At 47.5% G+C, this 15,625-nt stretch carries 12 protein-coding genes and 2 rRNA genes; 2 read left to right on the top strand and 12 right to left on the bottom strand.

Annotated elements, in window-relative coordinates:
• Nucleotides 1-16: 16 nt before the first annotated feature.
• The 5 genes from MKY75_RS01875 to MKY75_RS01855 all read right to left on the bottom strand — a co-directional run bounded on the left by MKY75_RS01875 (nt 17) and on the right by MKY75_RS01855 (nt 4,179).
• Entirely contained in the window at nt 17-1,177 is a 1,161-nt protein-coding gene (locus MKY75_RS01875) for a serine hydrolase domain-containing protein (RefSeq protein WP_340884123.1), read from the bottom strand.
• Nucleotides 1,178-1,341: 164 nt separating this feature from the next.
• Nucleotides 1,342-1,803: a hypothetical protein gene (locus tag MKY75_RS01870; protein WP_029514659.1), complete on the bottom strand. Its 462-nt coding sequence runs from the start codon at nt 1,801-1,803 to the stop codon at nt 1,342-1,344.
• 71 nt (nt 1,804-1,874) lie between these two features.
• Nucleotides 1,875-2,099: a non-oxidative hydroxyarylic acid decarboxylases subunit D gene (locus MKY75_RS01865; protein WP_029514658.1), complete on the bottom strand. Its 225-nt coding sequence runs from the start codon at nt 2,097-2,099 to the stop codon at nt 1,875-1,877.
• A gap of 42 nt (nt 2,100-2,141) precedes the next feature.
• Entirely contained in the window at nt 2,142-3,560 is a 1,419-nt protein-coding gene (locus MKY75_RS01860) for a non-oxidative hydroxyarylic acid decarboxylases subunit C (RefSeq protein WP_029514657.1), read from the bottom strand.
• 28 nt (nt 3,561-3,588) lie between these two features.
• Entirely contained in the window at nt 3,589-4,179 is a 591-nt protein-coding gene (locus MKY75_RS01855) for a flavin prenyltransferase UbiX (protein ID WP_340884121.1), read from the bottom strand.
• A 160-nt stretch (nt 4,180-4,339) separates the two neighbouring features.
• Here MKY75_RS01855 and MKY75_RS01850 point away from each other — a divergent pair, with 160 nt between their 5' ends.
• Nucleotides 4,340-5,245 (top strand): LysR family transcriptional regulator, encoded by a 906-nt coding sequence (locus MKY75_RS01850; protein ID WP_029514655.1) that lies wholly within the window; start codon nt 4,340-4,342, stop codon nt 5,243-5,245.
• Nucleotides 5,246-5,317: 72 nt separating this feature from the next.
• On the opposite strand, the gene MKY75_RS01845 is transcribed toward MKY75_RS01850, so the two are convergent.
• The 5 genes from MKY75_RS01845 to MKY75_RS01825 form a co-directional block, all read right to left on the bottom strand.
• Nucleotides 5,318-6,502, bottom strand: coding sequence for a response regulator (locus MKY75_RS01845; RefSeq protein ID WP_029514654.1), 1,185 nt, complete (start codon nt 6,500-6,502; stop codon nt 5,318-5,320).
• A complete protein-coding gene (locus MKY75_RS01840; RefSeq protein WP_029514653.1) occupies nt 6,483-8,279 on the bottom strand; it encodes a cache domain-containing sensor histidine kinase in 1,797 nt (598 codons plus the stop codon). Before MKY75_RS01840 ends, MKY75_RS01845 begins: the two co-directional genes overlap by 20 nt.
• A gap of 30 nt (nt 8,280-8,309) precedes the next feature.
• Nucleotides 8,310-9,143 carry a carbohydrate ABC transporter permease gene (locus MKY75_RS01835; RefSeq protein ID WP_413466309.1) on the bottom strand — a complete coding sequence of 278 codons (834 nt, stop codon included), beginning with the start codon at nt 9,141-9,143 and terminating at the stop codon, nt 8,310-8,312.
• Between the two features lie 5 nt (nt 9,144-9,148).
• Nucleotides 9,149-10,039 carry a carbohydrate ABC transporter permease gene (locus MKY75_RS01830; protein WP_340884120.1) on the bottom strand — a complete coding sequence of 297 codons (891 nt, stop codon included), beginning with the start codon at nt 10,037-10,039 and terminating at the stop codon, nt 9,149-9,151.
• Nucleotides 10,040-10,267: 228 nt separating this feature from the next.
• Nucleotides 10,268-11,599: an extracellular solute-binding protein gene (locus MKY75_RS01825; RefSeq protein ID WP_340884118.1), complete on the bottom strand. Its 1,332-nt coding sequence runs from the start codon at nt 11,597-11,599 to the stop codon at nt 10,268-10,270.
• Between the two features lie 294 nt (nt 11,600-11,893).
• On the opposite strand from MKY75_RS01825, the gene MKY75_RS01820 reads away from it, so the two are divergent.
• Nucleotides 11,894-12,052: a hypothetical protein gene (locus tag MKY75_RS01820; protein WP_165147892.1), complete on the top strand. Its 159-nt coding sequence runs from the start codon at nt 11,894-11,896 to the stop codon at nt 12,050-12,052.
• A 180-nt stretch (nt 12,053-12,232) separates the two neighbouring features.
• Here the strand turns inward: MKY75_RS01820 and rrf are convergent.
• Together rrf and MKY75_RS01810 are read right to left on the bottom strand one after the other, a co-directional pair.
• Nucleotides 12,233-12,349 (bottom strand): 5S ribosomal RNA (rrf, locus tag MKY75_RS01815).
• Nucleotides 12,350-12,500: 151 nt separating this feature from the next.
• Nucleotides 12,501-15,426, bottom strand: a 23S ribosomal RNA gene (locus MKY75_RS01810).
• Between the last annotated feature and the right edge of the window lie 199 nt (nt 15,427-15,625).

The following is a 15,625-nucleotide window of genomic DNA, read 5'->3' as shown; positions in this document are numbered from 1 at the left end:
ATCCACAATCCCGCATTTATAAACAGCTATAAGCTGCCGCGCGAACTCTCAAATGATGATACTCTTCCATATTGGGATCGAGCTGATGCATATATACGACGGAGAATTGTTCGCTCGGATCTATAGAAACCCAGGTGCCTGCCATTCCCGTCCAGCCAAATTCTCCAATCGAGCTGTTTGCATGCCCAACCGCTTTATCCATTAACGTGCGCACACCAAGTCCATAGCCATAACCTGTATGGTATGAATTGGTGAAATCCGATAGTTGAGCTGTATTCAGATGATTGGTGCGCATTAAATCAATGGTTTTTCTCCCCAATAAGTTCACACCGTTTACCGTGCCGCCATTTGACATCATTTGTGCAAATGTGAGGTAATCTTTGACTGTCGAATATAAACCTGCGCCTCCGCCTTCATATATAGCATCTGGCTGATGATATTCATCCAGGAAACCCTCCATTTTTTCAAGTTTTCCGGCGTCTTTCCGTTGATACATGGAGGCCATCCGCGATTCAATATCTCCACGATAACGGTAACCTGTATTGTTCATTCCAAGTGGATCAAAGATTTCATCCTTTAAAAATTGTCCTACTGATTTACCTGAAATCACTTCAATAAGGCCTGCAACAAAATCATGTCCATATCCGTATAACCAGCGTGTTCCGGGCTCAAACGCAAGTGGAACTTCAGAAAGCGCTTCAATTTCTGTGCGTAGGTCATATTTCCCCTGCTTTTCCTTTAATCCTGCAATGGCCTTCTGCATAGCCTTTCCTGTTTCTGAAGACTCGGAAGCGTAAGGAAGACCCATACTCATATTGAATATATGCTTAATTAAAATGGGATTCTCTGCCTTATCCACGTAGGTGTATCCGTTAAGAGCGGTTTTGAATACATGCGCATTACGATATTCGGGAAAATATTCATACAAGGGTTCATTCAACAAAAATTGCCCACGTTCGTACAGCATAAGTGCAGCCGCACAGACAACAACCTTTGTCATGGAAAACAAGCGATACACTGTATCCTCAGTGATTGGCTTTCCGGCTTCCAGATCAGCATATCCATGATACCCTTCATACAACACTTCACCATTCTGGGCAATGGCACAACCGCAACCTGCCGGCCCATTTACTATAAATTGTTGCAATAGCTGATCTACCTTGTCAAAACGAGACATATTCATCCCTCCTATTTTTCCTTCAAAAGAAACAAGCTTCCCCTCGCGCTCTAATTCTTGTTCCAACAAGTTCAGCCTGATTTCTTGTAAGCGCTTATTCCCTCGCATTTATTTTAACGGTAAACTTGGTAAATACATAGATTATTTATCATAATCAGATGGCTTTACATTAACAGCTCAGCCACCGTTTCCTTCCAGCGATGAATCACCGATTCCGGTTCCTTGAGACGAACCGTGACACCTGTCAAAATATCCGCATATTGGGCCGAATCCTCTCTGGCTGCAAAAACATGAGCCGCAAATCGCTCACGTACATGCTTGGCTCCGGGCAAAGCAGGCAGATGTTCCAGTGACAACCGCACATAATGCGCCTTCCCCCCGGTAAACACCGCAAGCGTCGCCTTCCCAGTGCGGATCATGTTGCCCGTCGTGGTTGTACCCGGCCATAGGGCCAGACGCAAATTCCCCTCGTCCAGCGCTACAACTTCGCCCACACTAATCATCGCTATGTGCGGCCACTGATCTTCCGTGACCGTCAGCAGCATCATGGCTTCATGCTGCTTGTTCTCCAATGCCTTGCCGTCCAGTAGCGTGAACAGTTCCTTACCGATCCTTGGTGTCTGCATGAAGTATAATCCCCTTTACTTTTGGCCTATAACTTCAAAGTACCATAATTTACGGCTACTTACGAACGACCCTATAACCGCTCTGGAATAGGAGGAACATGAGCAGCATTCGGAATATCTTTGGGGTTTACCTTGAACGCCGATTTATACTTTGCTGGATCCGTAATGCTATCCGGTTCTGAGGTTCGCCATGTGAACAGGCATACAGGGCACAACAAAACCTCCCAGGCATCTTTAACCGGCGAATGGGAAACAACTTCTGAACGATTGGACTCACAACGGGGACAAATATGCATCTGTCAGCACTCCTTTAATCTTTCTTTGTTTTTTAAAAATATTTAGCGAAGCATTTGGCTCAACTTTTTCTCCCATTCCGCTACACCCAGCGGGGAATCGAGCGGCTGCGAGTAATGGCCTCTAATATCCGGTGCTACAGGTGTCGTCGCATCCAGTATCATTTTGTGCGTCATACCTGCCGGATCAGAGCCGGGGTCAAGCGGTAAAATAGACAAGCCAGGAACAATGACAGCATCATGCTTTGGATGAAGCTTGGTGGATAAAGCCCACATGACTTGCGGCAGATTGAACGGATCGACCCCCTCGTCCACCACAATCACCAGCTTGCAATACCCCAATCCATGCGGAGTCGTTAACGCACGCATTCCCACAGCCTTCGCAAAGCCGCCATACCGGGTTTTCGTGGAAATAATAGCGACCAGCCCATGCGTATACATAGCATTAACGGCTACGATTTCATTAGGAAAAGCATCCTTAAGCTGCTGAAACAACGGTACACTTGTATTCACACCGATCATATAATCCGTTTCCGTCCAAGGCATCCCGATGTACAGATGCTCAAAGATAGGCTGTTTGCGGTGATATACACGATTAATCTGGATGACTGGCATCGCGCGACCGCCGGAATAGTGACCTGTGAATTCACCGAATGGACCTTCATACTCACGTTCACCTGCCAACACTTCGCCCTCCAAAATGACCTCGGCTCCCCAAGGCAGATCCAGATCTGCGTCCTTCGCTTTGACCACACGATAAGGCTCACCCTGAATGGCCCCAGCCATCTCATATTCGGATTGATCGTACAGCAGCGGTGTAGAAGCAGCCGTTGTAATCACAGGCTCACATCCGAGGGCAATAGCCACCTTCAGATTTTCGCCGCGTTCCTCAGCCTGACGGATATGGATCGCAATATCATGCTGTGGTACAGGCTGGATGCCCAAACGGTTCTTGCCTTTCACCTGCATCCGGTACAAGCCGACATTTTGCTTACCGTAGGTGTCCGGGTCATCCAGATCGCGTGAAACTAAAATCGCTTTGTCCAGATAAAATCCTCCGTCCCCCTGGTTCAAACGAAACAACGGCAAAATATCAAACAAATTAATATCCTCTGTAATCTCGACTTCATGAAAAGGAGCGGTTTCTTCCCGCTTCACGGGCACCGGAAATTGTTCATAGCGTCTGGCGAATTCAAAAAACTGCTCCTTCAGCGGCGTATTTTTTGGCATTCCCATCATAAGGGCATGATTGGGCCAGGAGCCCATCACATTCATTGCAATACGAGCATCCGTATATCCATAGATATTATTGAAAAAGAGAGCAGGTGTCTTATCTCCAAGATTGCTTAATGCTTTGTTAGCTGCCGCCAGGTCTGGCTCCGGCTTTACCTCGTCGCTGATCGTGAGTAGTTGTCCCTCCTTTTCCAAGGTGTTTAGAAAATCGCGAAAGTCTTTATAAGCCATCATTCATTCTCCTTCGTCTTTCGATTTCTCAATTCTGGTGCAGTCTGGAGTCAGTTTGCTTCATTCCATCCCATCGTTTGGCTGCGGTTGTGACGATACCGAACTGATCTAATACGCGAAAAACAATATGATCTACCAATTCCTCGATACTTGCAGGATGATTATAAAAGGCAGGCATCGGCGGCAGGATCGTCACGCCCATACGTGACAGCTCCAGCATATTTTCCAGATGGATACTGCTTAATGGTGTTTCCCTGGTCATGAGCAGTAGCTTCTTTCGCTCCTTCAGCATCACATCCGCTGATCGGGTGAGCAGGTTGTCCGCCATACCGATACGAATAGAGGCAAGAGTCTTCATGCTGCAAGGAGCGACGACCATACCGTCTACCCGAAAGGAGCCGCTGGAAATACGCGCAGCCTGATCCTTATACGAGTAGACTGCATCCGCCATTGCCTCCACTTCCTTCACCGTATAGCCTGTCTCATAGGGAATGTTCGCAATAGCCCACGGGGATAGTACCAGATGGCTTTGAACTCCAGCCTCTCGTAATTGTTGCAATATACGGATACCAAAGATCGACCCTGTCGCTCCCGATATTCCTACAATCATTTTTTTCATATGTCCCCTCCTTCCACTCCATCGTTTTATGTTCACCCATGCATTACTGTCAAAAATTATACGCCTGTTCCCTGCACACGAAAAATATATATAATATATGTAATACATACTTTAAAAGTATCCTAATTGAAGCGTTGTTTAGAAATAAGGAGGAATCCCAATGGATATGAAGCATCTGCATTACTTTTGTGTCATCGTGGAGGATGGGCAAATCACCAAGGCTGCCAGAACGCTCAACATGGCCCAGCCTCCACTGAGTCAACAACTCAAAAATATGGAGGACGAGCTTGGCGTAAAGCTGATTTACCGTGAAGGAAAGAAGTGGGAAGTTACCGAGGCCGGGTATACACTGTATACACGCGCCAAACGATTATTGGCTGAAATGGAGGACACCTGTAGAGAAATTGGGGAGTTTGAAAACAAAGTAACCGGCACACTTGCTATAGGCACGTCATCCGCCTGTATGTCTCTGATTACTGAACAACTCAGCCGCTTTCATCAGGATTATCCAGAGGTATACATTAAAATAGGACACGGAGACACACATCATCTGGAAGAGCTGCTGCACCAAAATAAAGTGGATCTGGCCCTGTTGCTGCTTCCGGTAGATGACAAATCGTACCATTCAATTGAGTTGGAGGGCGTTTCCTTTGTTGCCGTACTTCCGTCTGAATGGGCAGATCGTCATCCCAGTGGGGAAATTACGTTACAAGAAGCTGCCAACTATGACCTCTTGCTGGGACGCCGAACAGAGGGACACGGACTATACGAAACCGTCATACGCAAATTTCAGGAACACCATCTTGTTCCGCGCGTCGTATTGGACTGTCCTGAAATATCGACCATTCTCTCGCTCGTTTCCACAGGCATGGGAATTACCATCATTCCAGACGCTGGCTTGGGACAAGAATACGGGGACAGATTTCGCACACTCTCCATTAAGGAGCCGTTCCCCTTCACACGGCCTGCCGTCGTATGGCGCAAGGATCGTTATTTATCCAATGCAGCTCGCAAATTGGTTGAACTGCTACAAGCTGAAAACACAAAAAAGACTGTTCCCGAGTAGATGCTCTACCGCTCTACTCCTGAAACAGTCTGATGCTGGATAAACTTCCTTCATTCGGTCGTTGATATCGCCTTACTTGACTCCCTGATGTCGATACTCGGTTGGAGTCATTCCACATTTGCGCCGGAATACCTGTGTAAAATGCCGCATATCCTGATAGCCGATCCGCTCTGAAATATCAGCCAGCCGCAAATGAGGATCACTGAGCAACCGCTTCGCCTCCTCCATACGCAAGGAAATGACGTAATCCTTATAGCCTTGTCCCGTCTTTTGCTTAAATAACTGGCTAAAATACACCGGATTTAAAAATACAATTGAGGCCACTTTTTCAAGTGACAGCTCCTCTGTAAAGTGAGCCCGAATGTATTGCAACGCCACATCTACCGTATGCATGCCTTTGCGGAGACATTCTCCTGTATCCGTTGCTGCGGCTGCAATCTCCTCTGGCGTACGTCTTAGCCGCGCCACCTCTTCAGGTATGGAAGCAAAATTGTGATGAACACCCGAACGTGTAATTTGTAGGGGCACCTTCACATAACGCTTCAAATGGGATTCGAGCAACGTCTCTAGCCGTGCGGCCTCTGCCTCACTCCTTAGCCTTGCAATGCCCAGCAGACTATGGCGGTCTAGACTAACGACAAAGCCGCTGCCCCCTGCCTCAACGAGTTCGGACAGTACATTTTCAATCATAAAATGCTCCAGATGTGTCTGCTTGTGATCAGGTTCCATACGAACCATGAAGAGATGGAATTCCGGATAATTTTCGACAAAAGGCTGTATATCCAGCTTACCTGTATCCAGTCCAAGGGCATAGCGTTGGAAAACGGCTTCACGCAAATAAACCATATTGGATTTGAGAAGCCTACCCTCGTTCGCCTGCTGCGAGGCCACAAGTGCCTCGGCTGCCAACATTTCAATGCATTCCAGCAGCTTTCTTTTACCAATCGGCTTTAACAGGTAGTCTTTGGCACCCAGCTTTACTGCTCTTTGTGCATAATGGAAGTCGGAATGGGCCGAAATGACAACCCACTGCAGATGAGGATGCTTTCGCTTAGAAATACGCATGAATTCCAGACCATCCATGCCAGGCATCAGGATATCAGTTAATACAATATCTACAGGATGCTCCGCCAGAATGCCTGCTGCTTCCTCGGTGGAAGCAGCGAGATGAATGCCGCAGGTGGGTAGAGCTTGGCCAATGGTACGCCGAATCCCCTGCCGTATCATACTTTCATCGTCAGCTATCAGAATATTCATGTTTCTCCTCCTTCTGTGGCAGAGGCACACTTACAGTGGCTGTTGTTCCGGCCCCAGGTGCGCTAGAGATCCGTAGGCCGTATTCTTCTCCGAACATGTGCCGTAGCCGTAAATTTAGGTTTTGCAGGCCGATGCCTCCCGCCTGCCCGCTGCCCGCCTGTTTGCCGGGTTCTGCCAAAGCGACCTGGACCACCTCCCATCGTTCGTACTCCATCCCTGCACCGTTGTCGATGATGTGCAGGCTCAATACACCCTCATATTCCTCCGCTCTGACGAGCAGCTTGCCACCTGTATTCGCATGAAGAGGCTCCAGTCCGTGCTTCACCGCATTTTCAATCAAGGGCTGTAAGGTCATTTTTGGCAAGCGGATATCCATCCATCGTTCATTAATGCTAATGTCTACAGATACCCTGCCCTCCAGCCGAGCTTGAATAATGGTGAGATAGTGGCCAACCTGCTCCACTTCTTCACGAAGGCTTACATCAGCCCCCTCTTCCCAATAGCTACTGTAACGGAACATATGGGATAAGGAGAGAATCACCTCTCCGAGCTGATCCTGTCCCTCTTCGTCCAGCATCCAATAGATCATATCCAGCGTATTATACAGAAAATGTGGATTGACCTGCGTCTGTAGCGCGTGTAGCTCCGCATTTTTTTCACTGACCGATGATATACGCACCAGTTCGATTAGCTCTGCAATTCGTCTTACCATATGGTTAAAGGAAGTAGCTAACTGATTGATTTCTTCATAGGATTTGGTGTTTACCGTATGGCGGAAATTCCCTGTCTCTACTCGCTTCATCTCCCGAATGACTCGCTTGAGCGGAAGGGAAATGCTTCTGGAGACGATGGACGCAATTAACGCCGACACAATAATAAGTATAGGTGCCACGATAAATAGGTACCTTTGATTTTGCACCAGCTCCACGTTCAGATCCTCACTAGGTGTCACACTAATCACAGACCAGTCGGCAAACGGCAACTTGGAAGCGATTACAACATTCTCATTACTTCGATTTACAATAACTTCCCCCTCTGGCACCTGCTGCTCTAGATTTCGCAAATCCGGTGGCGGATCAGGGGAAGTGGCCGACACAATTCGATTTTCATGACCCAGCAGATATACCTGACTATTGGTACCTAACCGCAAATTGTGGAGAGCCGACAAAACAGAACCCGGCTCAGCCTCAAACAGGACAATACCAATCGGCTTGTGCTCATCCAAATCATAGAGCTGCCGTCCAAACGCAAACACGGGTCTGGTTTCCACCTGATCAATGACAGAGTGAGGATACACGCCCAGCCATGCAATTTTTCCCGCCGACTTTCGAATTTCCTTATACCATTCCGTCTGTTCGTAATGAGTATCAATGACATTCATATAATTGCCATAGTTATATACCTTGCCTGTGTCTGTGATGACATGGATGCCAATCAGATCTTCACGCGAATAATAGATAGCCCCCAGAATATTCGTAATCGTACGTTCGTTGATGTAATTGACAGCAGGTAAATCACTATTATCCGTCGTCAACAGACGAACCAAATCCATATTGTTGCTGATTGATTTGGAGAGACTATTATAGCTGCCGAGCAGCAATTCGAACAGTCCTGCCGTCTGGGATACATTTTTACGCGCCAGCTCGCTGACCTTATCATGGAACTGCACCGTAGTACGATTGTAAAATAATAGACTGACCGCCAGCACAATGCCCGACATGCTTAATAGGAACAGAACAAACAAGCGGTATTGAATGGATTGAAAACGGCGCATCATACCTCCCTGCGCTCCTTTCGCATCGGCCGCCTATCCTTTAACCGCTCCCGCAACCATGCCCTTGGTGATATTTTCGGACAGAACAAAATAAATAATAATGACCGGTAAGGCACCCATGACTAGAAAAGCACCAATATTACCGTAGTTCACAGAATACTGGCTGACGAACGTATATACGCCGAAAGGGAGAGTTTTGAGCTTCTCGGACGAGATAAAGGTGGCAGCCATAATGTATTCATTCCAGATATTAATGAAAGTTAAAATACATACCGTCATGGTAGGCGGAATCGAGATGGGTAAGATTACACTGCGGAAAATACGATAAATGCTCGCTCCGTCAATGTAAGCGGACTCTTCAATTTCGTGGGGAATGGACCGCATAAAGCCGGATAGGATGAAGACCGCAATCGGTGTCTGAAAAGCAATGTAGGGTAAAATCAGTGAGAAATACGTATTCAGAATATGGACGTTTTTAAACATCACCATCAGCGGCAGCAGTGTAGCTTGCATCGGGATCATCATCCCGATCAGAAACATGGTCAGCACAACAGCCCCGAAGCGCCAACGAAAACGTGTAATCGCATAAGCAGTCATCGAGCTTAATAAAATGACGAAAAGCATCGTAACCCCGGTTACCAGCACACTGTTTCCTAAATAACGCAAGTAGCTCCCTGATTCATAGGCTTCCTGATAGTTGTGCCACTGAGGCACTTGAGGGAGTGCAAAGAAGCTTGAGCTCAATATCTCTTCATTTGTCTTCAACGAATAGGTCAGAAGCCAAAAGAGTGGATACAGCTGCGTGACCATTAAGATTGCCAATAAGGAAAAGACTCCCGTTTTTTTCAAGGCATTCAACAGTTCCATCTCCTTTAGCTTACCTTATTTTCGATTCGTTTGAAAACAAAATTTATCACAATTGTAAATGACAAGCAAATCACTACGAGAATTGAAGCCAATGCACTGCCATATCCGTATTTCATCGATAAAAAGGACATATTGTACATATACGTAGATACTGTATCCGTCGCATGGGCTGGTCCTCCCCCCGTCATCACCCAAATCAAATCAAACGATTGCAGGGAGCCGATAAATGCTAATACAATTGATATCTTGAAAATTGGTACAATGAGCGGCAGCGTAATATAGCGGTCTGCTTTGAATCCTTCAGCTCCATCAATTTTGGCTGCTTCGTACAGCTCATTCGGTATATTTTGTACCCCGGTAAACTGGATAAGCAAATGATAGCCAAAATACTGCCATAACGATACAAAATAGAGGGCGTACATCGCGATCTGCGGTTCCGTCAGCCATGAGCGTGTCCAGCTTTCCAGCCCAATCGCCAGCAAAATACCGTTCAGCATTCCACCCATCGAGGCTGGATTATAGATCGTCTTCCACAGCTGCCCGATAATGACCACCGACAGAATAACCGGCAGAAAATACATCGTTACCAGCGTATTGGCCTTACGCACATAGCGATTAAGCAAGATCGCCAGCAGCAGACAGAACGGAATTTCCAGCATGGAAAACACAGCGAACATCATAGTCCGTTTCACGGACGGCCAGAACACTGAATCTGATGTGAAAATCCGCTCAAAATTAGCCACCCCCACAAACTTTGCCTCGGCGATTCCGTTCCAATCCAGCAATCCGCAATATACCGACACCAAAATTGGAACAAATACCATACAGGTATACAACAACAGGCAGGGTAGCACGAAAACGGCAATGGTACGTGCTGGCACCTTCAGTACATTCATGCTCTAATCTCCTTTATGTTGATTCTGAACATCTTCTGAGGATGTACAACCTACATGATTTCCAATCAGGGAAGAAGCATTCCGCCCCCTCCCTAGTGCCTGCTACTTCGGGATTTTGCAAAATTCCATTCCAGTCACTCCAAAGTGCAATATCTAGATGAACTGGGCCATTTCGATCTATATACTGTTCATCGGAAGTCGCTTACTGGATTTTTGTAAAATCCTCACTTATTTATTCGCTTCAAAAGTGTTTTGATGTTCCTTGGCAACTTGTGCGGAGTCTTCTTTTTGTACGAACAGGTTTTGAATGCTACTCAGATGCGCCTGCGCAATAGCCGGATTCATCGTATTATCAAAAGCGAGATCGCCCCCTTTTACATTCTTGAACAGCTCATTAAGACTAATCGCTAACTCGGAGTAGCCCGCTTCCTTCAGATCACCTTTCATTTTCTGACCGCTGCCAATCGCATTTTTCAGATCAAACTGAATTTTGGGCATCTCCTTAACAAAATAATGCAGAAAATCCTTCGTCTCCTGTAAATGTTCACTGTTCGCAGATACCGCAAATGCGCTGCCCGGCGCAATTACATACTCATTCACATCACCCTTGCCATTCACCGTAGGGAATTGAAACGCTCCTACCTTACCCGCTACTGAAGAAGCATCAATTGACCCCGTTTCCCATGTACCCATGATATACATCGCGGCTTTTCCTGTTTTAAAAATATTACCACCTGCATTGTAGTCAATAGACGTAGCTCCATCCGGGAAAGCTCCTGCCTGCACCAATTCCTGAAATGCATCCACCGCTTCCACAAAAGCCGGGTCGTTAAACGTCTTCTTACCGTCCAGTACATCATTGAGAAAATTTGGTCCTTCATTCGTACGTAACAAAATGTTCATAAAAAGGAGGGACCCCGTCCATGAATCCTTTTCCCCAATGGCAATCGGGGTAATTCCCTTCGCCTTCAGCGTTTTGACCGTCGTAATCAGCTCGTCAAAGGTGGTCGGCAACTTCTGGATTCCCGCCTGCTTGAACAGTTCCTTATTGTAAAACACCACTTCTAAATTGTTGCCGTCCGGAAAAGCGTAGAGCTTATCATCGAAGCTATAGTAATTAAGAAGTCCATTCTGGAACGTATCTTTTAACCCCTCTTTATCAGCCACATCGTTTAATGGAGCTAGCAGCCCGGCATCTACGAATGGCTTCATCTGTGCAGCAGGGTTTACAATCGTGATATCAGGCACTTCCTTCGCCGCTGCCTGTGTTTTCAGCTTAAGCTTTTGTTGATCTGTATTTAGCGAATCCAATTCAATTTTGACATGAGGATGATCCTGCTCGTATTGACCTACAATTTGCTTAATCATTTTGTACGAAGGGGTGCTCGGATCAGGATTGATGTTCTGAAAGGTAATCGTAACATCTTTCGTTGCGGTGCCTTTGCTCGGTTCTCCTGAATTTCCCGGACTTGCGCTTTGTCCGTTATTACAAGCTGCCAGCGTCAATGCCAAGGCGCTCGCCATCATAATAGCAAACGCTTTCATTTTTGTTCTGCTCATGGTCCTTTTCCTCCTCTTGTTGAAGCATTGCGCAATTTGCCCTCCTTATTGGTGGACACTCAATGCCCGCTTGTTCTTTTCATTATGTTCCATAGAAAAGACGTGAACAATGCGTGAACTTAAGGAGAAGGGTTTGTTTTTTCAAGCCCTCATTTGCGTGCTTCAAAATTCATTCATATCATAACTTGCAATTTATCTAGAACACAGGCATAATATGAATAAGATTGTTTTTTGATAATGATTATCATTATTAAATGATAAATACACATAGACTTTAAAGGAGGCAGGACCACAGTGAAAGAAACTTTTAGTAAAACCTCCCTGCATATTGATGATTATTTGGACCTTCTCAATCTTGCCGTACAAGTCGGAGATACCAAGTGGCAAAAAGAAATTACCCGTAAACTTCAAGCCTTGAGTGTCCTTCAGACAGAACAGGTTGAAATAGATTAACTGCCCCAGTTAATACTGTCCTCAGTTAAAAATGCTGACTAGGCACCACTATATAAAGGACAACCAAGATACCATAAAACTTTTGACCGAATCCATAATGGTGATCTTTCAGGTGAATGATAAATAAATCGGTTATAGGAAAAAGAGCACAGCCTTAACGGGCTGTGCTCTTTTTATCGTGCTTGGCGACGTCCTACTCTCCCAGGACCCTGCGGTCCAAGTACCATCGGCGCTGGAGGACTTAACGGTCGTGTTCGGGATGGGTACGTGTGGAACCCCTCCGCTATCGCCACCAAACATGAATTTGCTACGCAAATTCTTCCGTAAGGTTATTCGGTTCATCACTTATTGTGTGAATGAATAGCCATGCGCTTGTCGTATGTCACTTGTACATACCTTCAAGGTTACACCCTGAAAACTGGATCCGAAACTCATTGCGCTTTATCTTTAGGATAAGCCCTCGACCGATTAGTATTGGTCAGCTCCATGCATTACTGCACTTCCACCCCCAACCTATCTACCTCGTCGTCTTCAAGGGGTCTTACTAATTGGGAAATCTCATCTTGAGGGGGGCTTCACGCTTAGATGCTTTCAGCGCTTATCCCTTCCGTACATAGCTACCCAGCGGTGCTCCTGGCGGAACAACTGGTACACCAGCGGTACGTCCATCCCGGTCCTCTCGTACTAAGGACAGCTCCTCTCAAATTTCCTACGCCCACGACAGATAGGGACCGAACTGTCTCACGACGTTCTGAACCCAGCTCGCGTACCGCTTTAATGGGCGAACAGCCCAACCCTTGGGACCTACTTCAGCCCCAGGATGCGATGAGCCGACATCGAGGTGCCAAACCTCCCCGTCGATGTGGACTCTTGGGGGAGATAAGCCTGTTATCCCCAGGGTAGCTTTTATCCGTTGAGCGATGGCCCTTCCATGCGGTACCACCGGATCACTAAGCCCGACTTTCGTCCCTGCTCGACTTGTAGGTCTCGCAGTCAAGCTCCCTTCTGCCTTTGCACTCTTCGAATGATTTCCAACCATTCTGAGGGAACCTTGGGGCGCCTCCGTTACTCTTTAGGAGGCGACCGCCCCAGTCAAACTGCCCACCTGACACTGTCCTCGCACCGGATTACGGTACCAAGTTAGAACCTAGATACGATCAGGGTGGTATCCCAAGGATGCCTCCCTTCAAGCTGGCGCTCAAAGTTCGACGGCTCCCACCTATCCTGTACAGATCGTACCCAAATTCAATATCAAGCTGCAGTAAAGCTCCATGGGGTCTTTCCGTCTTGTCGCGGGTAACCTGCATCTTCACAGGTATTAAAATTTCACCGGATCTCTCGTTGAGACAGCGCCCAAGTCGTTACGCCATTCGTGCGGGTCAGAATTTACCTGACAAGGAATTTCGCTACCTTAGGACCGTTATAGTTACGGCCGCCGTTTACTGGGGCTTCGGTTCATAGCTTCGCCCGAAGGCTTACCACTCCCCTTAACCTTCCAGCACCGGGCAGGCGTCAGCCCGTATACTTCGCCTTGCGGCTTCGCACAGACCTGTGTTTTTGCTAAACAGTCGCTTGGGCCTTTTCACTGCGGCCCCCTCGGGCTATTCACCCTACCGAGGCACCCCTTCTCCCGAAGTTACGGGGTCATTTTGCCGAGTTCCTTAACGAGAGTTCTTCCGCGCGCCTTAGAATTCTCTTCTCGCCTACCTGTGTCGGTTTGCGGTACGGGCACCTTCTCCTGGCTAGAGGCTTTTCTTGGCAGTCTGAGATCATGACCTTCGCTACTATAATTTTCGCTCCCCATCACAGCCCAGCCTTAACGATGTGCGGATTTGCCTACACATCAGCCTCACTGCTTAGACGGACATCCATCAGTCCGCGTCACTACCCTACTGCGTCACCCCATCGCTCATAACGGATTACGGTGGTACAGGAATTTCGACCTGTTGTCCTTCGACTACGCCTATCGGCCTCGCCTTAGGTCCCGACTTACCCTGAGCGGACGAACCTTCCTCAGGAACCCTTAGGCTTTCGGCGGATCTGATTCTCACAGATCTTTTCGTTACTCATACCGGCATTCTCACTTGAATGCAGTCCAGCGCTCCTTACGGTACACCTTCAACCCGCATTCAACGCTCCCCTACCCCTGATGCAAGCATCAAGCCATAGCTTCGGTGGTGTGTTTAGCCCCGTTACATTTTCGGCGCAGAGTCACTCGACCAGTGAGCTATTACGCACTCTTTCAATGGTGGCTGCTTCTAAGCCAACATCCTGGTTGTCTGTGCAACTCCACATCCTTTCCCACTTAACACACACTTGGGGACCTTAGCTGATGGTCTGGGCTGTTTCCCTTTCGACAATGGATCTTAGCACTCACTGTCTGACTCCCGGAACTAAATCTATGGCATTCGGAGTTTGACTGAGCTTGGTAACCCTTGCGGGCCCCGCACCCAATCAGTGCTCTACCTCCACGATTCTTCTTTCCGAGGCTAGCCCTAAAGCTATTTCGGGGAGAACCAGCTATCTCCGGGTTCGATTGGAATTTCTCCGCTACCCCCACCTCATCCCCGCATTTTTCAACATGCGTGGGTTCGGGCCTCCAGTGCGTGTTACCGCACCTTCACCCTGGACAGGGGTAGATCACCCGGTTTCGGGTCTACGTCCACGTACTCATTCGCCCTATTCAGACTCGCTTTCGCTGCGGCTTCAGCTCTTCACCTTAACCTTGCACGGGAACGTAACTCGCCGGTTCATTCTACAAAAGGCACGCCATCACCCATAGATCGGGCTCTGACTTCTTGTAAGCACACGGTTTCAGGATCTATTTCACTCCCCTTCCGGGGTGCTTTTCACCTTTCCCTCACGGTACTGCTTCACTATCGGTCGCCAGGGAGTATTTAGCCTTGGCAGATGGTCCTGCCGGATTCATACGGGGTTTCACGTGCCCCGCACTACTCGGGATCCGTCTCGGAGAGAACAAGTTTTGAACTACAGGGCTTTTACCTTCTCTGGCGGGCCTTTCCAGACCTCTTCATCTAACCGGTTCCTTTGTAACTCCATGTGAGACGTCCCACAACCCCAAGGAGCAAGCTCCTTGGTTTGGGCTAATCCGCGTTCGCTCGCCGCTACTGACGGAATCACTATTGTTTTCTCTTCCTCAGGGTACTTAGATGTTTCAGTTCCCCTGGTCTGCCTCTCACTCACCTATGAATTCAGTGAGTAGTGACTGTCGATGAAGACAGCCGGGTTTCCCCATTCGGACATCCCCGGATCAAAGCTTGCTTACAGCTCCCCGAGGCCTTATCGTTGTTCGCCACGTCCTTCGTCGGCTCCTGGCGCCTAGGCATCCTCCGTGTGCTCTTTGTAGCTTAACCTAGACTTTTCTTTCACAGAAAGAAAATGTCGATGTTCGATAAAGAATGATTTTTGCCAAAAGCAAAAGATCTTTCCTTACCTGCTACCTTTATTTCACTTGTTTACACAAGATCATCTTAAAGGAATATTCTAAAACGCAATTTCGTTTCGGTATCCAGTTTTCAAGGTGCAATTCGCTTCATCGAAGCGAAACCCGAT

It is taken from the genome of Paenibacillus sp. FSL L8-0663 (assembly GCF_038008125.1).
In the GTDB taxonomy this organism is placed as follows: domain Bacteria; phylum Bacillota; class Bacilli; order Paenibacillales; family Paenibacillaceae; genus Paenibacillus; species Paenibacillus polymyxa_D.
The sequence above is the reverse complement of the archived record's forward strand: the minus strand, read 5'-3'. Positions and strand labels throughout refer to the sequence as shown.